This window comes from Methylohalobius crimeensis 10Ki (assembly GCF_000421465.1).
Lineage (GTDB): Bacteria > Pseudomonadota > Gammaproteobacteria > Methylococcales > Methylothermaceae > Methylohalobius > Methylohalobius crimeensis.
The window spans coordinates 543,906-561,922 of record NZ_ATXB01000002.1 but is presented as its reverse complement, the minus strand read 5'-3'; the positions used below and the strand labels follow the sequence as shown (position 1 = coordinate 561,922).

Genomic DNA, 18,017 nt, shown 5'->3' with positions numbered 1-18,017 from the left:
TGGGAGACGGTGTACAGGATAATTAGTGTCGAGATAGCAGCAATCCTGCCGCCAGATAGGCGATCAGACCCAGGCCCACCAGCGCGGTCAGCCCCAGATGAATTGCCAGCAGGCTAGCCAATACCGCACCGATGACCGAGGCGCAGCCGTTCACCGCCCAGGCCCAGGCGATCCAGTCGGAGCGGTTGGTTTCTGGGGAAGATTGCGAATGCACCAAACGCGCCATTCCCAGGGGGAAAGGAAACCCCATGCACCAGGCAAGGGGAGCGAGCAGCATCTGGCTGATCACGATTTTGAGCCAATCCGCGGCCGAAGCGGTGGTTTCGATCAACCCGGGCAAGCAGCCTAAATCGAACAAGGCCGAAGCCGAGATTCCCAGCACCGGCCACCACACGGATAAGTTCGGCCGAAGCCTTTGCAGCGGTGCCAGCGAAGCGCTGCCGAGCCCTGCCCAGAACAACATACCGGTCAATACCACCGCGACGGCATAGAGCGGATGGGAGAGATAAAGAATGAATTTCTGGATGAAGGCCACTTCCAGGAAAATAAAACCGATTCCGATGGCGAAGAAGTAACCCATTATCTTTGCCCGCGGCAGGGTTCCCCGGCGCAGGCTGCCCGGCAGGAGCGGGGCGGCGATCAGCACCGCGCTGAGAAGTATCAATTGACCGAGCGTCCCCAGCAGCAGCAGATAGGCGCTGTCCAGCAGGGCGATTCCGCCGTGGGCGCGCAGCGCCCACAGCTCTTCGAGTGCGGACCATTTGAAGGTATGGAAAAAATAGGGCCGATCGTCGGTGGCGGGACGGATGTCGAATTTGTAGTCGTCGAAGAAATCCCGATCGGCGCGCAGAATGGCCGTTGCGGCTTGATGATAATAGGCCTGGGGCAGGCGGTGGCGGCGATTGATCTCTTCCGATCGGATGCCCGGATAATAGGCGGGATCGAATCCGTTAGTTTGGCAGAACTGGCGGACGGTTTCGATCTCCTCGTCGCTGAAAGGGGCGGGTTTCACCAATAGGGTGATGGTGTTCCAGCTTCGGATCCAGGCCAGATGTCGCTCGGGTTTGTCCATGCCCGAGGCTTTCAAAGCCGCCACCGCGGTGGCGAACAGTTTCAATTCTTCCCGGGGAGGAATCCGGATCCAGCGGGTGATGGCCAGCATGCCGCCGGGAGTCAAACGCCTCACATAGGCGGCTATCCCTTCCACGGTGTAGAGATAGGTTTCGTTGAGGGCGTGCAGCCCGGAAGAAGCAGTATTGAAGGCATCCAACAATCCGATTTGGATCAGGTCGAAGCGCTTTTGTCCGGTGGTCACGAATCCGCGGGCTTCGGCCGAATGGACATGAACCTTGGGGTGCTGATAAAGATGACCGGCAAAATCGGCGAATTCTTCTTGCACCAGGTCGAGCAGATTGGGGTCCAATTCCACCGCATCGATCCGTCCGGCATGATGGTAAAGCGCCTGGAGCACGTCGATCCCGCCGCCTGCGCCCAGCACCAGGATGGAGGGATGGGGGAGCAGCCGATAGGGCAGGGCGGAAGGCATCTGGCCGAGAAACGCCAGGGGTTCGAGATCTCCCTCGAAGCGGGTGATCACGCTCATTCCGTCGCCGTCGGTGAACACCGCCAGTTGCGGCGGCACCACCGTAGTAGCGGAAAGACTCAAGCCGGGGGCGTGGCGGAACGGCACTTCGGGGCTTGCGACCACGGTCAACAGTCCCAACGGGCCGGAGCGCTCCTCCAACGTTCTAGCGCCGGTGACCGAAAGCGCCTGGCTCAGCGGTTTGTAGGGGGAAAGGCGAAGCTGGAACGGCCCCTGGGCAAGCCCCACGGGCAGCAATCCGGCCATGATGAGCGTGACCACGCCGACGATTCTCGGCTTGAGACCGAGGCCGAACCAGCTCAGTGTCGCGGCGAGGCAGGCCACGGCGGCAATCCAGCCGAGCACGGTGAGGGGAAAAAAATACTCCAGCAGGGCGATGACCCCCAAGGCGCCGGTTGCGGCGCCGATCAGGTCGCAAGCGTAGATGCGGCCGATGTGGGATTCGAAGCGGATCAGGGTCAGGCAAACGGCGCTGGCGGCGAACAGAAAAGGCCATAGCAGCAGGACATAGACGGCTATCAAACGGAGCCATTGATGCGGATCCCACAGCAGCTCTAGGGGATTGAAGGCGATCTTTTGCGCGAGCAGAAAGCCCCCTGCCAAACTTGCCGCGAACGCCAGACAAGCGGCGGGAAAGAGGCGGGCGAAATGGCGCCTGATTCGAATTCTGGCCAAGGAGACCAGGGTGCCGCTGGCGCCGTAGCCGAGTAAGGCCAAGCTGATGATGATATAGGCGAAGTGATGCCATTGGATGATGGACAAAAGCCGCATCAGCAGAATTTCCCCGGCCAGGGAGGCGACCGAGATCAGGGCCACTGCCAGCAGCACGGACAGGGGCGGAACGGTCTTTTCCATCATGATTTCCCCTTCAAGTAAGCTTCAAGGTACCATTAGGACAGTACCGCATTCGAGGCGATTTCGGTCGACGTCAAGATGCCCGCATCAATTCGCTCCATTTGCGCCTTGTCGGTTTTTCTCGTTGCGCTGGCCGCCTGCAGCGAGAAACAAGCGGAGACGTACACCCCTCGGATTGCGGGAGGTGATCCTCGGCAAGGAAAAACGGCGATCCGCCGCCACGGCTGCGGCGCTTGCCACGCCATCCCCGGCATTCCGGGCGCCAACGGAATCGTGGGTCCGCCGCTTGCCAAAATGGCGAGGCGCGCCTATGTGGCCGGGAAACTGGCCAATACCCCCGAAAACATGATCCGCTGGCTGCTCGACCCGCCTCGCGTCAATCCGTCCACCGCCATGCCGGCAATGGGGCTGACCGAATCCGATGCCCGCCATATCGCGGCCTATTTGTATACGCTCGAATAAATTGGCGTTGGTAGAGATGGAACGGATTGAGCAACTGTGAGCCGGTAAGCGGTAGCCATCTCGAGCCGATTGTTTATCCACAAACGGGAATCAGCAACACCGGTACTGCCTGCCAGACGATCGCCACCAAAGACAGACCGCCGATCGACGCAGTCATCCAGAGCATGAATCTCAAAGCATTTTCCGGGGCGGTGTGGTTGCGGATATAGCGTATCGACCGCAGGGTGATCACCGCCACCGACGAGACCGCGGCTAAGGTCGCGGCGCCGATGACCCAAGGCACCACACCGATACCGTGCCAGTTCATTGCCGAGAAACCGCGCGCGCAGGCCAGGGCGGTAAAGAGATAGATGACTCCGAAGTGGGAGGCCCAGATCAGCGCCCCCGAGAGCATCCGGAGAGTAAGAGGTGTAAATGAGACGGCTGCGGGGTTCATTCGACCATCCTCGGGAAAAGATGGACCACCGCCAGCGTCACCAGTCCCTGAAGGACGGTGTAATGCCAAAGCAGCATAGTGTTGTCGAAGGTGGCGCGACGTTCCGCGTTCAACAGACCGCAAAGGGAACGGGCGATCGTGTACATACTCATGAATAACAGGGTGGTGACGTATAAACCCTGGTTGGCAATGAAGGTATAGATCATGGCGCCATAGCTGTTTTCCGTAGCCCGAAGCCCCGTCTGCCAATGCCCGTAAAACTCGGCCCCGAACGCTCCGATGAGCAAGGAGAGAGCGAACAGAAGGGCAAGCCGTATCGGCCAATGACCCACGCCGTTCCCGACCCCCTTGAGTGCTCGGCTGGCGTAGGCGACGACCATACTACTGAGGATGAGAAGCAGCATGGCCGCAACGGGATAATGGCTTTCCGGCATTAACCGGGGATCTTCGGGCCAAGCCTCCGACGACACCGTCCAGAGGAAGAAATAGGAAAAGACAAAGCAGGCGAATATGGTGGCGGCCACCAGGATGACCACCCACATCGCCCAACGGGAGTGAGACATGGGGCCGGTGATGTAGACCGGAAGCTTGATGCCGCCGCCGATATCCACCGGCGGATGAGTGGGTCCCGGATCGGTGGTCCACAGCCAGCGTAGGACCATGATGATCGCGAAAACGCCTGCCACCGCCGCCGGGATCAGCCATTTAAGCGTGAGCATCAGAAAAAAAACCGCGGTGGCCACGGCGGCGAGCACCGTCGGCCAACTGGGACCCGGCATCTGCAGCAGATAAAGCGGACGCGCATGAACCGGACTGGTGATGATGGTTTCGCGATAACCGGTGGGGGCCCCCGGCAGATAATAGCGGCCCGCCTCCACGTCTTCCGCGAGATTGGGTTGATCCCAGATCGGTTCGCGACTGGTGACGATGGGAATGGTGCGGGTGGCGTAGTTGCCGTTGGGAAGCCATTCCAGCGTCCCGGCGTTCCACACGTTACCGGCATTCTCGTCGGTGGCCAGGCGGAAGTTCCGAGCCAGATCCACCAGAAAAACCGCCACCCCCGCGCCGATCAGATAGGCGCCTGCGGTGGAGACGAGATTGAGTTCGTCCCAGCCCATGCCGGCGGAATAGGTGTAGACCCGCCTCGGCATACCGAGCAGGCCGGTGAGATGCATGGGGAAGAAAGTGAGATTGAAGCCGATGAAAATGAGCCCGAATACCCAGCGGCCCAGATGCTCGGAGAGCGGGCGGGTGCTGAGATAAGGCATCCAATAGTAAAACGCCGCGAACAACGGAAACACCATGCCGCCGAACACCACGTAATGGAGATGGGCGACGACGAAGTAGGTGTCGTGAGCCTGCCAATCGAAGGGCACCACGGCCAGCATCACCCCGGTCAAGCCGCCCAAGATAAAGACGAAGAGAAAGCCCAGGATGAATAGGGTGGGGACTTTGAGTTGGAGTTTCTCGGCCGCGGCGAAGGTGGCGATCCAGGCGAAGACTTGGATCCCGCTGGGGATCGACACCGCCATGCTGGCGGCGTTGAAAAAACTCATGGAAAGCTGAGGCAGGCCGGTGGCGTACATGTGGTGAACCCACAGGCCGAAGCTCAGAAAGCCGGTGCCGATCAAGGCCAGGACGATCAGGCGATAGCCCACCAGGGGTTTTTGCGCCATGGCGGGAACGATCATGGACACCATTCCCGCCGCGGGCAAAAAGATGATGTAAACGTCGGGATGGCCGAAGAACCAGAAGAGATGTTGCCAAAGCACCGGATCGCCACCTTTGGCGGCGACGAAAAACGGCCATTGGAAGCTACGTTCCAGCTCTAGCAGCGCGGTGCCGGCGATCATCGCCGGAAAGGCGAAGATCACCATCACCGCGAACACCAGCATGGTCCAGCAGTAAACCGGCATCTTATCCAGCGACATCCCGGGGGCCCGGGTGAGAAGGACGCCTACCACGATTTCTATGGCGCCGGCGATGGCCGAAATTTCGATGAAGCCGATGCCCAGCAGCCAAAAATCAGCGTTGTCTCCGGGTGAATATTCGTAGCTGGTCAGGGGCGGATACATAAACCATCCGCCCTTGGGTGCCAGATCGAAAAACAGGCTGGCGAAGAAGAAGAGCCCGCCGATGAAATAGGCCCAGAAAGCAAAAGCGGAAAGCCGCGGAAACGGCAGGTCGCGCGCCGCTTGCATGTTGGGCAGCAACAGGATGCCCAGGGCTTCCACCGCGGGGATGGCGAACAGGAACATCATGATGCTTCCGTGCATGGTAAAGACTTGGTTATAGGTATCGGGATCGAGGAGGGTGTTTTCCGGTACGGCGAGCTGGGTACGCATCACCAATGCAAGGAGGCCGGCCAGCAGAAAAAATAAAAAGGCGGCGCCCACATAGAACACACCGATATAGGTATTGTTGACCACGGTGAGGAAGTTCCAGCCCGAAGGCGGTCTCCAGGCCTTCTCCAGAATCTCGAGCTCGTCTTCCGGTCTCGGCAGCGGGTTCGGCAATTCCGGCTCGGATCCCATCATGCAGTCCTCATTTCAGGCTCTCCAGATAGGCCGCCAACGCGCGCAGCTCCTCTCCCTCGTAAGCGGCAAAGGAAGGCATGTGGTTGCCCGGTTTGAGGTGTTGGCTGGCCGCGATCCAGCCGGCCAGGGTCCCGGGGTTGTTGGGCAATGTTCCGGCCGCGATCCAGCGGCGGCTGCCCACGTGGGTCAAATCCGGTCCATGGTCGCCCTCGGCCGCGGTACCCCGCACGGTATGACAGTCCGCGCAGCAGTCTTCTCGGCCGCAATCGTCGGCCAGAAACAGGGCTTTGCCGCGTTGTAGAAAAGAGTCGTCCGGTGCTTCCGCGGGGCGGCGCTGAGCCGCCAACCATGCGGCAAATGCCTCCGGTGACTCCACCACCACATGGAACGCCATCTTGCCATGCTGGGCGCCGCAATATTCGGCGCACTGGCCCCGCCACGTCCCCGTGTTGTCGGCCTTGATCCGCAGCGTATTGGTGCGCCCCGGAATCATGTCGATCTTGCCGGCCAGGCTCGGCACCCAAAAGCTGTGGATCACGTCCGCACTCTTGACGATGAAATCGACCGGGCGATCGACTGGGATGTGAATTTCGTTGGCGATGACCGCACCGATTCCGCCGGCGGCATCGAGATAACGCACCCGCCACCAGAACTGCTCGCCGATCACTTCGATCCGGACATCCGCCGGTTCGTCGATGTCGACAATCCTATCGGCCGTGACCAGCGCATAAAGAAGGAGGGCGAACAGCGATACCGCGGGAAAGATGACGCCGCCACCAACGATCAGGCTCCGCCGGCCGATTGCGGCACGCCGCTCGCGGGGGGCAAATACAGCGTAAAGGGCAAGCATCAAAACGGCCAGGAAAATTAGTGTCCCTCCGACGAACATAACCCAGCCGATCTTCGCAATCAGCTGAGCGACGGCTGATTGCGGATGCAGGCTCGATTGAAGCGCCTCCGGGAAATCGGCTGGAAAGAGTCCTAAGCCGTACAGCGCAGGACCGGATCTCCGGAACATGGATCACCTCCGCCGGAAAAATTGAGTCGCCGGATCATACCGGTCGCTTCCCATGCCGCACTTATAGAAGTACGGTCTGTCCAACCAGGTATGCTACCTTTTACCGGTCTGTCGGTTAAGTGCATAGGACGCTCCTTTACCGATTCGAGGAGGTGACCAGGGATTGTCTTGATGGCATTGTAAAGGCAAAAGACCCCGCTTAGGTAAGATTATGTCGCCATTCAAGCCGTTCAAACAGTTTCTTCTCCACGCCGCCGTGGCGCTGGCGATAATGGGGATGGCCGGCGTGGTGGGGGCGGCGCTGGTGGTTTATTTCGGCTTGTACAACATCGCCGCGGTTGCCCAGCATACACTGCCGGTCTATACGGTTTTGGATATCGCCTTGAGACAATCGATCCGGCAGCGTGCCAAACACATCGAGTCGCCTTCTTTAGAGGATAAATCCCTGATTCAAGCGGGATTCGTCCGTTACCACAAAAACTGCGTGCCCTGTCACGGTGCGCCGGGTATCGCTCCGGGCGATGCCGGCAAAGGCATGCTTCCGCTGCCCACCAACTTAGTAGAAAGCGGCCGGGAGTTGACGTCGGCCGAAATCTTCTGGGTGGTCAGCAACGGAATTAAAATGACCGGCATGCCCGCCTGGCAGTACCGATTCCGGGACGATGAAATTTGGTCGATCGTGGCGTTCGTGAAGTACCTTCCTGCGCTTTCGCCCAAGGATTATCGGTCCATGGCGTACTCAATAAATGCAATGGAAACCGCAGAGGCTGTTTCCAGGGAAACACAGTCATCCACAAACTATCTTGAATAAAGGCCGTGCAATTAGATAAAACGATCGCCGTTTTTCTGGGAATGCTGGCGGGGCTGTCCGCTCATGGGCACGAATCTTCCACTGCTGCCATGCAGGAAATGGAGGGAGACCCCCAACGGGGAAAAGTGGCGCTGCAACAGTATGCGTGCACCGGTTGCCACGTGATTCCCGGTGTCGTAGGCGCCAACAGCCTGGTGGGCCCGCCCCTCGACCGGATGGCGAAGCGAGTCTATATCGCGGGCAGTCTGCCCAATACGCCGGAAAACATGATCCGATGGCTCCGGCACCCCCAGGAGATCGCTTCCTTGTCGGCGATGCCGGATCTGGGGGTGAATGAGCGGGATGCGCGGGATATGGCCGCTTATCTTTACACCCTCGATTAAGCGTCTATCCCGATAATTATGGCGGGTTGGCGTTGAGGCGGGTTTTCGGGGAGCGCCGAACCCCGTCCTTCCAATCAATGCTTTCCGGTCAAGGGGACGAACCTGACCGGCAGCAACTGCCGCGTGATCACGCGCCCCCCACGATCTTTTTCCACCAGCAGCAGGGATTGGGTGAGAAAATGCCCACCCACCGGAACGATCATTCGTCCGCCGGGTTTGAGTTGTTGGACCAAGGGTTGAGGAATGTGGCTGGCGGCCGCGGTGACCACGATGCCGTCGAAGGGCGCGTGTTCCTTCCAGCCGTGATAGCCGTCTCCGAGACGCACCTCCACGTTGGCATAGCCCAATTCCCGCAGCCGCTTCCGCGCTTGTTCGGCCAAGGGTTCGATGATCTCGACGGTGTATACCTTTTTCACCAGACGGGACAGGACCGCCGCCTGATAACCCGATCCAGTCCCGATTTCCAGGACCGTGTGATCCGGTTGGGGTTCGAGCAGCGCGGTCATTAAAGCGACGATATAGGGTTGGGAGATGGTTTGGCCGTAGCCGATGGGGAGGGGCCGGTTTTTGTAGGCCTGGTGGCGGTGGGGGGGATCGACGAAAAGGTGCCTGGGTACTTCCCGCAGCGCCTTTTTCACCCGCGGGTCGAGCGCGCGCTTGCCGGTCATGGCGGCGGTGTCGCGAAAATCTTGTTCGATGCGATTCAAAAGTCGCTCCCGCGCCGCTTCGTCCTCGTTTTCCGCCCAGCATGAGGCAGCCAGCGGGAGCAGGAAAGCCAACCATATCGCTTTGAACATCGCTTGTTCCGCTTAGGTACGAATTTCCGCCAAGCATGCCGACTTCCTGACTATTTTGTCAACAAACGTTCATGGTTCTGTCGCACGCCTGTCACAGGGCGCCCTTATGCTCGCTCGATCGATAATTATCACGGGAGTGAACCATGCAGCGGGATTTTTCGGTCGCCTCCAACCGCCGTTACGAGGCCTTCGTGGCCATGAATGACGCGACGGTGAGGGAGGCGTATGCGCTTCGCTATCGGGTCTTCGCCCAGGAAATGGGCGCGCGCCTGGAAGGTTCGGATGGGCTCGACCGGGATCAATTCGACCCCTATTGCGACCATTTGGTGGTGCGCGACCGCCGCAGCGGGAAGATTGTCGGCTGCACCCGCCTGCTCAGCGACGCGGCGGCCGATCGGGTGGGGCATTTCTATTCGGAGAAGGAATTCGATCTGGGAGCGGTGCGTACTCTGCCGGGGCGGTTTCTGGAGGTCGGGCGCACTTGCGTCGATCGCACCAGCCGCGGCGGGATCGTGCTGACCATTCTCTGGTCGGCGCTGATCCATTACGCCCGGGAGCGCGGATTTTCCTATCTCATGGGTTGCGCCAGCATTCCGCCGGGGCCGGACGGTTTCGCGGTGGAAGCGTTTTATCGCCGCCTGATGCCCGAGCAGACGGGGCCCAATTGGTTGGAGGTAACCTCGCGCCGCCCGGTTCCGCCGGATCTCCACTGCGTCCGTGACGATTGCGGCGTCCCGCCCCTGCTGCAAACCTATCTGCGGGTAGGTGCTTGGGTGTGCGGCGACCCCTATTGGGACGAAGACTTCAATTGCATGGACGTGTTCATCCTGTTGCCCTTGGCCAATATCCAGAGTCGCTATTCGAAACGCTTTCTGGAAACGCGCACCAAAGACCGTGGCCTGGTCGAGAGTCTGTCTTAAGGGAGCGCTCTTCCTGACCTGGTTGCTCCTTGGCGCGGCTATCCTGGGCGGCGTTTTTCCCTGGTTGGAACGATTGCAGCCAACCGCCTGCCCGGCGATCCGACTCAAGTGGTTCCGGGGGATGGCGCGCATTCTGGGATTGCGCCTGGAGGTTCGGGGCGAGCCCGAATCCGGTCCGGCCTTGGTGCCCTGCAACCATATTTCCTGGCTGGATGTGCTGGTGCTTGGAACCCAGGTCCCGGTCACCTTCGTCGCCAAGAACGAGGTGGCCGACTGGCCGTTGATGGGATTTCTCGCCCGGCGCAGCGGGACGCTGTTCGTGACCCGGGGCAATCTGCGCGCCACCGCCGGCTTGGTCCGGGCGGTCGGCGTTCGATTGCAAGCGGGCGATAAGGTGGTGGTCTTTCCCGAGGGCACGACCACTAGAGGCGAAACTGTGTTACCCTTTAGTACTGCTGTTTTCCAAGCGGTCCACGAGACCGCCGTGCCCGTCCAGCCGGTGGGCCTGCGTTATCGGGGGAAAGCGGCGCGGTGCGCCCCGTTCATCGGTGAGGATGATTTTCTGAGTTCTCTGGTGCGGGTGTTGAGTCTTCGCATCGTGCCGGCGACCGTCGTATGGTGCCGTCCGCTTCCCGCATCCGAGCAGCGCCAGGCATTGGCCAAGCATGCCCGAAAGTATATCCTGGCCGGTTTGGCCGCCGCGGATGGAAATCACGCCCCCCTTGAACCGCGTCGCTTGAGGATGGATGAACTCGCAGCGTTATCTGAATCGGGAATTGAGCTTGTTGGCGTTCCACCGCCGGGTGTTGGCCATGGCGGAGGACGAGACTCAGCCGTTGTTGGAGCGGCTGAGGTTTTTATGTATTTCCAGCGCCAATCTGGACGAGTTTTTTGAAGTCCGGGTGGCGGCGCTGAAAAAAAAGATCAGTCTCGGCGTCACCGGCACCGGGGTGGATCGGGCCGATACCGGTGCGCTCTTTCGAACGCTCAACGAGCGGGTGCGCGCCATGGTGGACGATCAGTATCGGCTGCTCAATGGCCAGTTGATCCCGGCATTGGCCGGAGAGGGCATCCGCTTTCTGCGGCGTGCTCATTGGAATAACGCCCAGCGCAGCTGGCTGAATACTTACATGCGCGAACAGGTATTGCCGGTGGTCACGCCCCTGAGTATCGATCCCGCCCATCCTTTCCCGCGAATCGCCAACAAGAACCTTCATTTTATCGTCTGCCTCCACGGCAACGATGCTTTCGGTCGCGGCCACCGCTACGCGCTGCTTCCGGTTCCCCGCTCCCTGCCCAGGTTGGTGCGTCTGCCGAGAGAATTGGCCGGCACCGACACCGCCTTCGTCTTCTTATCTTCGGTCCTCCACGCCTTCGTCGGCGAGCTGTTTCCCGGCTTGACCGTGGAGGGGTGCTATCAATTCCGGGTGACGCGCGATACCGAGCTGTATATCGACGAAGAGGAAATGGAAGACCTCAAGCGCGAACTCCAAGGCCGATTGGAGCAGGAGCGCCGTTTCGGGCAGGCGGTGCGGCTGGAAGTGGCCGATAACTGTCCGCCGGAAGTGGCGCGCTATTTGGGCGATTGCCTGGGGGTGATGGAAGATGATCTGTATCAGGTCAACGGTCCGGTCAATCTGCACCGGCTGGCTTCGGTATACGACGACGTGGAGCGCCCGGATTTCAAGTATTCGTCGTTCAAACCGGCCATCCCCAAGCGTTGTGTCGCTCAGGAGGATTATTTCGGCGTCTTGCGGCGCGGCGAGGTGCTGCTCCATCATCCCTACGACGCCTTCTCGCCGGTGGTGGCCTTGCTGGAGCAGGCCACCGACGACGAAAAAGTCTTGGCCATTCGCCAAACCCTTTACCGGACCGCCTCCCGATCTTCCATCGCCGACGCCCTGGTTAGGGCGGCCCAGAACGGCAAGGAGGTGAGCGCGGTGATCGAGCTCCGCGCCCGCTTCGACGAAGCCGACAACATCCGCCTGGCCGAGCGTCTGTACGAGGCGGGGGTGCATGTGGTGTACGGAGTGGTCGGCTACAAGACGCACGCCAAGATGTTGTTGATCGTACGCCAGGAGAAGGAAGGTCTGCGCCGCTATGTGCATTTGAGCACCGGCAACTACCATGAGATCACCACCGGATTCTATACCGATATCGGCTTGCTCAGCGCCGAACCGATTCTGGGAGAGGATGTGCAGCGCTTGTTTCATCAGCTCACCGGGCTGGGTCACGCCTTCAAACTCCAAAAATTGGTGCAAGCGCCGTTCGATCTGCACCGTTTCTTCCTCGACAAAATCCACCGCGAAGCGGATTTGGCGAGGCAGGGGAAGCGCGGGCGCATCATTGCCCGGATGAACGGCCTGGAAGACCCGGAGATTATCGAAGCGCTCTATGCCGCTTCCCGGGCCGGCGTCAAGATCGATTTGATCGTGCGTGGAATCTGCTGCCTGAGGCCGGGCGTGAAGGGGATGTCGGACAACATCCGAGTGCGCTCGATATTGGGGCGGTTTTTGGAGCACAGTCGGGTCTATTACTTTGGCAACGACGGTAAGCCGGAAGTTTACGCCGCCAGCGCCGACTGGCTGATCCGCAATCTACACCGCCGGGTGGAAGCGGCTTTCCCCATCCAATCGCGCAGCCTCCAACGTCAAGTGATTCGTGAGACCCTGCGCTATTCCCTGCGCGACACCACCGGCAGCTGGGAACTCCAGCCGGACGGCAGCTACACCCGAATCGAGCCCGGTCATAAAACGCCGTTCTCGGCGCAGGCTCAGCTATTGGCTGACCGTTTGGATTGAGTGGCCGGCCACGGTAGCGTTCAACCTTACCGCAATGAGAGGTCTATATTGATATGCTTTATTTCTCCTATGGTTCCAATATGTCGAGTAAGCGGCTCAAAGCTCGGGTGCCATCGGCAAATTTTGTCACGATCGCGACCCTCGATCGACATGATTTGAGGTTCCATAAAAAAGGTAAGGACGGCTCCAGCAAATGTGATGCCCACGAAACCGGAAATGAAGCACATGCCGTGATGGGCGTGGTATTCGATATTTTCGAAACGGAAAAACCCCATTTGGATAGCGTGGAAGGGCTGGGTCACAGCTACGAAGAGAAAACGGTCGAAGTGGCAACGCCTTCCGGTGAAACCCTTGAGGCCTTTACTTACTATGCTGTCAGCATCGATTCGACGTTATTTCCCTATCATTGGTACAAACACCATGTGCTGACAGGGGCAAGGGAATACGGACTTGCCGAAAGTTATGTAGCGCGAATCGGTCTTGTTGAATCCATCTCGGATCCTCAGCCGGATCGACATGAAAGGGAAATGGCGATCTACATTGGCGAAGAGGGCTAGCGGGCTCAAAAAACGCCGCACGCAAGAATGCGGCCGATTGTACGAAGCGCGTCGAAAGCCCGGATCAGTCCTCGCCGGGACTAAGACCGATGAGGAACAACGGTGGGTGTTCTTATATTGCGACAAAGCCCCGCCATCTAAGCGGGGCTTTGTCAGTGTGATCCTGATGGATGTCGCTGTAATCGTTCCCGATTTAAGGTAGGGGGTCAAAGCAGATTTCGTCGTCGGGGCTGGGGGTGACTTCGAAAGTATTGATTCCCGTCGCCAAACCCAACGTGCCGGTGAGCGTGATCGTTCCCCCGGGAACGAGCCCTTCATAGATCCCAGTGCCTTGGGCGACGTGTAATGTTTCTTCGATTTCCAACGTATTGACCCCGTCGCCGCCTATCGGACAACCCACGTCATTGTTCGTGGAAATAGTCCCTTCCATGTCCTTGTCCATGAAAATATGATTTAAAGTGATGCCGCCACATTCATTGGGTTGCTCTGTGATCGTGCCCCGGAAGGTTCCACTCATTCTGAGCCAAGGGTTGCCGCCGGGAGACTGGCGCTTCAATTCGATTTGGTAGATGCCGAGTTGAGTGGTGCAATCGGTGTTTGCGCAGATCGATGCGGCAAAACCGCGTACCGGATTATAGCAACCTTCAGGGGGAGTATCCGCCCATGCCGAGATGAAAGGGGCGGCAGCAAGAATCGAAACGGCGAATTTCGATAACAACTTCATTATTTACAAGCTCCTCTTGATTATACGTTCCGGGCTATTTGGTTTCCGTGACTGCTTGAGGTCTAGAGGTGTCTCGGTCGACCTCGAGAAGTCCGGACGAAATTAGCTAATTAAGCTAACGTTAGCCGTAGAGCTTTTAAGCAAGATTGGAGCCAGAAATAAATTCTCAATAAAATCCGCTAGTTGCTAAAAGGCGACAGTGCGGTGTTCAATGAGCGAACCGGAAGTGTCAAAAATCCTGACAGCCGTTTTGTCTCACCTTCGTATGTTTTCTTCGGGGCGAGCGAAACTCTGTTTTTCGTATTCCTTGAGGCGAGGATTAGCGACGGCGACGACGGCCTTTTTTAAGCCGCGGTTTCTCGTCGCGCACTTTCAGGTGGCTGTCCATGAAGGTTTTCCCGTCCAAGGCGGCTTTGGCGGCGCGGGCTTCATGGCCTTCCATGTCGACAAAAGCAAACCCCCTGCATTTGCCGGTGAAGATGTCTCGCGGTAGTTCCAGCTTGCGCACCGTGCCATATTCGGAGAAAAGTTCCTTGATATCGTTTTCCGTTGCTTGCGGTGCGATATTTCCGACAAAGAGTGTTTTCATACGCTATTTCTCGAATTGTATGGATTGATAGCGACCGGGGCGGTCACCGGGGGGCTCGTCGCGAACCGGATACGACGAGAAATGGAAAAAAACCCACCGACGCTCCCGCCTCTCCGATGGGGAGATGGGGATTGCCGGTGCGAGTTTCCTGAGGCGGGCGTGAAACGCGCCCATGCAAGCGCGTTTCAGCTCAATCAGTGCAAGCGTTTATTGAGGAACGACGTTGCTTGCTTGAGGACCCTTGGGCCCGTTTTCGACGTCGAATTGGACGGATTGACCTTCGGTCAGGGTTCTGAAACCGGAGCCTTGAATCGCGCTGAAGTGAACGAACACGTCTGCACCACCATCGTCCTGAGCGATGAAACCGAAGCCCTTGGCTTCGTTAAACCATTTAACAGTACCTGTAGCCATGAATACCTTACCTAAACAAAATCCAAAACTACTATAGGCCAATCACTGAATTTATGCCACAATTATTTTTCAACCGATCGGATTCGGCCATATTTACTTCGATCATTCGGACAAAATGGTGCGAGGAGAGTCCCATGCATTCGGTGCTAAAGTATTCGATCATTGTCGCCTGGTTGATTTTGTCGTGCAGTCCGGCCTTTGCGGAAAATGCATCGATCGCGATTCTCGATTTCGAACTCAAGGATTTGACGCTTAAGCCCCGCACCCAGGAAGAAATGGATCGGACCGCCTCCATCAAGCCGTCCTTGCAAGAAATCTTGAGGAATCGATGGAAGTATCGCATTGTTGTATTGGATCCCGCCGCTCAGCAGGCGGCAAACAAGGGGTTCGGTTATCTGTTCGAGCATTCCGATGTGGCCGCCCGACTGGGACGCGATGTCGGTGCCGAGTGGGTCGTGGTGGGCCGGGTCCATAAAGCGAGCTTTTTGTTCGTTTATTTGTTCGCCCGCTTGGTCTCCGCGCAAACCGGCGAGCTGGTAGAGGAATTCATCGTGGAGGTCAAAGGCCCTCCCGAAAAAGTCACCGGCAAAGGCGTGGCCCGTCTTGCCCGGCAAATAGCCTCGACGATCAGGCAACACAATAAGCGTTGATTGCGGCCTCCGAAACATTCACCAATGTCGACACGCCGCGCCATCGGGATGCGTTCTAGGCCGCCCTTCTTTGGCGAGTTGTTGGCAGCGCACCGGCCTGCCGGATATCGGTGAGCAGGCGGGCACGGTCTTCCATCCAAAAGAGCTGTGACCACTGACCGGTTGCGTCCTCCATCAGTGCCGTGCAGTGTTCCACCCAGTCGCCGCAATTGCCGTAGAGGATGCCTCCCGCTTGACGCAGGGCGGGATGATGAATGTGGCCGCAAAAGATCCCGTCCACTTGCTGACGATGGGCGCTGTGAATGAGCGCTTGCTCGAAGGTGGCAATGTAATCGACCGCGTTTTTGACCCGGGATTTGAGAAAAGACGCGAACGACCAATAGGGCAGGCCGAGTTTGCGCCGCCCGAGATTGACCCAATGATTCAGCCCCAGCAGGGCGTCGTAGCTGCGGCTGCCGAAGGTGCTGAGCCAGGGGCTGGAGCAAATCACCGCGTCGAATTCGTCGCCGTGAAGAATCATCAGCCGGCGGCCATCGGCGCTTTCGTGAACGCAACGCGAGGCGATCTCGATGCCGTTGAACTCGGTTCCCACGTAACCGCGCAGCAACTCGTCGTGGTTGCCGGGAATATAGACCACCCGAGTGCCGTTCTGCGCCAAGGTCAGCAGTTGACGAACGACCTCGTTGTGGGCGGCGGGCCAGTACCAGCCGGCTTGTTTCAAACGCCAAAAATCGATGACATCCCCCACCAGATATAGGGTGTCGCAGTGGAGGCGGCGGAGAAAGTCGACCAATTCTTCCGCCTTGCAGTTGCGGGTGCCGAGGTGAATGTCGGAGAGGCAGACGGTGCGGCAATGCAATTTCATGAATCTTTCCCCACGGTGCCATTGAATCGAGGGGAAATTGTGGCGGATCGTTGTTACAGAATCGGGTGGATTGGGTGAAAATTCTGTTACTTTAACGGAAATTGGATGATTTCCGCGTTCGTTTGATGACAGGCATGACCGAGTCTCAGCGTTTTTTCAGGGAGGTGTATTCGATCGCCATTTTCGCCTGAATGCAAAAATGGCGGAAGCTTTCGAAACTGTCCGCGTCGAGTTTGCGCATACTGGGTTGCCGATCCGCGTAAACGATGCCGATGGGCGTCGTGTTGAGAATCAACGGAAAAGCAAAAAATGCCGGCGCGGCGATTATCTCCAGTAATTGATTGACGATAAGGGGCTGGTTTTCCGGATCTTGGGTGTTTTTTATCCATATCGCGTCTTTGTGCTTGAAGAGCCAGTCGAAAAATGGGACTTGCCCGAGTTCGAACTGAAACTTTTGGGTGAAAAGTTGGTTGTCTTCTCCGAGGGCGTATTTTCCATGAATGCGCTTTTTATCCGGAGTGAGTAACGCAAACAGCGTACGATCCATGCCGACGCCGCGATAAATGCCTTCGAGAACCGTCTCCAGGGTAAGATTGATGTTGGGCTGTTTCTCCAGAATGCGGGACAGGTCGTGCAAAATATTTAACTGAAGGATTGGGTCGGGGGATGGATATTTTTCCGCTTCCTGACAATCGGCCGAGGTTCCCTCCGCGCTGCTATTTTCAGGGATGGGCAGATACTCGATAATGGATGAGGCGCCGAACAGCTTTGCCACATCCATCGCCTTGACGGCGTTATGACAGAGATGCGCCTGGGTTTTCTCGGGTTCGAGTCCCAGGTAGGGGGCGATGGTTCGGATCAATTCGTGTGTGGTTTTGGCGTTCCAGCCTTTTTCCGCGGATACGGCCAATTTGTGGCCGTAGATGATGTCCTTGATGCGCGGATTTTTGAGGTGCGGTTGGTTGATGGCGCTGTGCAGCAAATCGCTCAGGTGCCAATCCTGAGTCAGGGCGATGGTCAGTTGATTGAAGGTGAATCCCAAGACTTGCCGTTGCGCCATTTCCGGCGGATAACCTTTATCGTCGGTCAAGTGGAGTATTCTTTCGCCTTCTTGCCCGGCAACGCACCAGAAAGCCATTTCGCCGATATAATAGAGCAAGGCGGCGATGAAAATCTCTTCGGGGGCGTCGTCCCCCCGTTCCTCGGCGATGGATTTGGCCTGCACCGCGGCATGGAACGAGCGTGCCATTAAGCGAAATGCGTGCTGTCTGCCTTTGAGGTTCAAGAGCGCGTCGATGATCGCCAGCGAAAGACTGAGATCGCGCACCATATTGAAACCGAGAATGACAATCGCCCGGCTGATGGTGTTGATCGACGACGCAGTAGGATTGTAAGTCGCGCTGTTGGCGATTCTCAGAATGCGAGCGGTGAGGGTGGCATCTTGCAAGATGACCTGGGCGAGTTCGGTCGTCGATGCATCTTCGTTGGATACGATATTATTGATGGCGTTAATGGTGTAACGGAAAATGGGGAGATCTTGTTGACAGATAATACCGGCCCATTTTTTCAGCTCTGACATGGGTGAAACGCCATCTTCG

General features: G+C 58.1%; 18 protein-coding genes. 8 read left to right on the top strand and 10 right to left on the bottom strand.

Annotated features, from left to right (window positions below):
* Window positions 1-22: 22 nt before the first annotated feature.
* Window positions 23-2,461: a spermine/spermidine synthase domain-containing protein gene (locus H035_RS0116415; protein WP_022950047.1), complete on the bottom strand. Its 2,439-nt coding sequence runs from the start codon at window positions 2,459-2,461 to the stop codon at window positions 23-25.
* 75 nt (window positions 2,462-2,536) lie between these two features.
* On the opposite strand from H035_RS0116415, the gene H035_RS0116410 reads away from it, so the two are divergent.
* Window positions 2,537-2,920, top strand: coding sequence for a c-type cytochrome (locus H035_RS0116410; protein WP_022950046.1), 384 nt, complete (start codon window positions 2,537-2,539; stop codon window positions 2,918-2,920).
* A gap of 73 nt (window positions 2,921-2,993) precedes the next feature.
* On the opposite strand, the gene H035_RS0116405 is transcribed toward H035_RS0116410, so the two are convergent.
* The 3 genes from H035_RS0116405 to coxB are packed head-to-tail and all read right to left on the bottom strand — an operon-like array spanning window position 2,994 to window position 6,911.
* Window positions 2,994-3,356, bottom strand: coding sequence for a hypothetical protein (locus tag H035_RS0116405; RefSeq protein WP_152486092.1), 363 nt, complete (start codon window positions 3,354-3,356; stop codon window positions 2,994-2,996).
* Window positions 3,353-5,893 (bottom strand): cbb3-type cytochrome c oxidase subunit I, encoded by a 2,541-nt coding sequence (locus H035_RS0116400; protein ID WP_022950044.1) that lies wholly within the window; start codon window positions 5,891-5,893, stop codon window positions 3,353-3,355. Before H035_RS0116400 ends, H035_RS0116405 begins: the two co-directional genes overlap by 4 nt.
* Before the next feature lie 7 nt (window positions 5,894-5,900).
* Window positions 5,901-6,911 (bottom strand): cytochrome c oxidase subunit II, encoded by a 1,011-nt coding sequence (coxB, locus tag H035_RS0116395; protein WP_022950043.1) that lies wholly within the window; start codon window positions 6,909-6,911, stop codon window positions 5,901-5,903.
* A gap of 211 nt (window positions 6,912-7,122) precedes the next feature.
* Here coxB and H035_RS20360 point away from each other — a divergent pair, with 211 nt between their 5' ends.
* Both H035_RS20360 and H035_RS0116385 read left to right on the top strand, forming a co-directional pair.
* Entirely contained in the window at window positions 7,123-7,722 is a 600-nt protein-coding gene (locus H035_RS20360; protein WP_051149878.1) for a c-type cytochrome, read from the top strand.
* A gap of 5 nt (window positions 7,723-7,727) precedes the next feature.
* Window positions 7,728-8,105, top strand: coding sequence for a c-type cytochrome (locus H035_RS0116385; RefSeq protein WP_026596734.1), 378 nt, complete (start codon window positions 7,728-7,730; stop codon window positions 8,103-8,105).
* A gap of 74 nt (window positions 8,106-8,179) precedes the next feature.
* Here the strand turns inward: H035_RS0116385 and H035_RS0116380 are convergent, their stop codons facing one another.
* Window positions 8,180-8,902, bottom strand: a complete 723-nt coding sequence (locus H035_RS0116380; protein ID WP_022950042.1) for a protein-L-isoaspartate(D-aspartate) O-methyltransferase — start codon at window positions 8,900-8,902, stop codon at window positions 8,180-8,182.
* Window positions 8,903-9,045: 143 nt separating this feature from the next.
* Between H035_RS0116380 and H035_RS20355 the strand changes: the two genes are divergently transcribed.
* The 4 genes from H035_RS20355 to H035_RS0116360 are packed head-to-tail and all read left to right on the top strand — an operon-like array spanning window position 9,046 to window position 13,180.
* Complete coding sequence (locus H035_RS20355; RefSeq protein WP_022950041.1) at window positions 9,046-9,822, top strand: GNAT family N-acetyltransferase; 777 nt, start codon at window positions 9,046-9,048, stop codon at window positions 9,820-9,822.
* Window positions 9,797-10,717: a lysophospholipid acyltransferase family protein gene (locus H035_RS22550; protein ID WP_152486091.1), complete on the top strand. Its 921-nt coding sequence runs from the start codon at window positions 9,797-9,799 to the stop codon at window positions 10,715-10,717. Before H035_RS20355 ends, H035_RS22550 begins: the two co-directional genes overlap by 26 nt.
* Complete coding sequence (ppk1, locus tag H035_RS0116365) at window positions 10,626-12,623, top strand: polyphosphate kinase 1 (protein WP_235044672.1); 1,998 nt, start codon at window positions 10,626-10,628, stop codon at window positions 12,621-12,623. Before H035_RS22550 ends, ppk1 begins: the two co-directional genes overlap by 92 nt.
* A 53-nt stretch (window positions 12,624-12,676) precedes the next feature.
* On the top strand, window positions 12,677-13,180 hold the full coding sequence (locus tag H035_RS0116360) for a gamma-glutamylcyclotransferase family protein (protein ID WP_022950038.1): 504 nt from the start codon (window positions 12,677-12,679) through the stop codon (window positions 13,178-13,180).
* 193 nt (window positions 13,181-13,373) lie between these two features.
* Here the strand turns inward: H035_RS0116360 and H035_RS0116355 are convergent, their stop codons facing one another.
* The 3 genes from H035_RS0116355 to cspE form a co-directional block, all read right to left on the bottom strand.
* Entirely contained in the window at window positions 13,374-13,898 is a 525-nt protein-coding gene (locus H035_RS0116355) for a hypothetical protein (protein ID WP_152486090.1), read from the bottom strand.
* A 325-nt stretch (window positions 13,899-14,223) separates the two neighbouring features.
* Window positions 14,224-14,493, bottom strand: a complete 270-nt coding sequence (locus tag H035_RS0116350; protein WP_022950036.1) for an RNA recognition motif domain-containing protein — start codon at window positions 14,491-14,493, stop codon at window positions 14,224-14,226.
* Between the two features lie 207 nt (window positions 14,494-14,700).
* Window positions 14,701-14,904, bottom strand: coding sequence for a transcription antiterminator/RNA stability regulator CspE (cspE, locus tag H035_RS0116345; RefSeq protein WP_022950035.1), 204 nt, complete (start codon window positions 14,902-14,904; stop codon window positions 14,701-14,703).
* A gap of 134 nt (window positions 14,905-15,038) precedes the next feature.
* Between cspE and H035_RS0116340 the strand changes: the two genes are divergently transcribed.
* Window positions 15,039-15,554, top strand: a complete 516-nt coding sequence (locus H035_RS0116340) for a DUF2380 domain-containing protein (protein WP_026596732.1) — start codon at window positions 15,039-15,041, stop codon at window positions 15,552-15,554.
* A 55-nt stretch (window positions 15,555-15,609) separates the two neighbouring features.
* Here the strand turns inward: H035_RS0116340 and H035_RS20345 are convergent, their stop codons facing one another.
* Entirely contained in the window at window positions 15,610-16,419 is an 810-nt protein-coding gene (locus H035_RS20345) for a UDP-2,3-diacylglucosamine diphosphatase (RefSeq protein WP_022950034.1), read from the bottom strand.
* Window positions 16,420-16,564: 145 nt separating this feature from the next.
* Window positions 16,565-17,998, bottom strand: a complete 1,434-nt coding sequence (locus tag H035_RS0116330; RefSeq protein WP_022950033.1) for an HDOD domain-containing protein — start codon at window positions 17,996-17,998, stop codon at window positions 16,565-16,567.
* Window positions 17,999-18,017 lie beyond the last annotated feature (19 nt).

Excerpts from the sequence above, each read along its gene's own strand:
- H035_RS0116415 (WP_022950047.1), bottom strand. The coding sequence starts at position 2,461 with ATGATGGAAAAGACCGTTCCGCCCCTGTCCGTGCTGCTGGCAGTGGCC.
- H035_RS0116410 (WP_022950046.1), top strand. The coding sequence starts at position 2,537 with ATGCCCGCATCAATTCGCTCCATTTGCGCCTTGTCGGTTTTTCTCGTT.
- H035_RS0116405 (WP_152486092.1), bottom strand. The coding sequence starts at position 3,356 with ATGAACCCCGCAGCCGTCTCATTTACACCTCTTACTCTCCGGATGCTC.
- H035_RS0116400 (WP_022950044.1), bottom strand. The coding sequence starts at position 5,893 with ATGATGGGATCCGAGCCGGAATTGCCGAACCCGCTGCCGAGACCGGAA.
- coxB (WP_022950043.1), bottom strand. The coding sequence starts at position 6,911 with ATGTTCCGGAGATCCGGTCCTGCGCTGTACGGCTTAGGACTCTTTCCA.
- H035_RS20360 (WP_051149878.1), top strand. The coding sequence starts at position 7,123 with ATGTCGCCATTCAAGCCGTTCAAACAGTTTCTTCTCCACGCCGCCGTG.
- H035_RS0116380 (WP_022950042.1), bottom strand. The coding sequence starts at position 8,902 with ATGTTCAAAGCGATATGGTTGGCTTTCCTGCTCCCGCTGGCTGCCTCA.
- H035_RS20355 (WP_022950041.1), top strand. The coding sequence starts at position 9,046 with ATGCAGCGGGATTTTTCGGTCGCCTCCAACCGCCGTTACGAGGCCTTC.
- H035_RS0116360 (WP_022950038.1), top strand. The coding sequence starts at position 12,677 with ATGCTTTATTTCTCCTATGGTTCCAATATGTCGAGTAAGCGGCTCAAA.
- H035_RS0116350 (WP_022950036.1), bottom strand. The coding sequence starts at position 14,493 with ATGAAAACACTCTTTGTCGGAAATATCGCACCGCAAGCAACGGAAAAC.
- cspE (WP_022950035.1), bottom strand. The coding sequence starts at position 14,904 with ATGGCTACAGGTACTGTTAAATGGTTTAACGAAGCCAAGGGCTTCGGT.
- H035_RS0116340 (WP_026596732.1), top strand. The coding sequence starts at position 15,039 with ATGCATTCGGTGCTAAAGTATTCGATCATTGTCGCCTGGTTGATTTTG.
- H035_RS20345 (WP_022950034.1), bottom strand. The coding sequence starts at position 16,419 with ATGAAATTGCATTGCCGCACCGTCTGCCTCTCCGACATTCACCTCGGC.
- H035_RS0116330 (WP_022950033.1), bottom strand. The coding sequence starts at position 17,998 with ATGTCAGAGCTGAAAAAATGGGCCGGTATTATCTGTCAACAAGATCTC.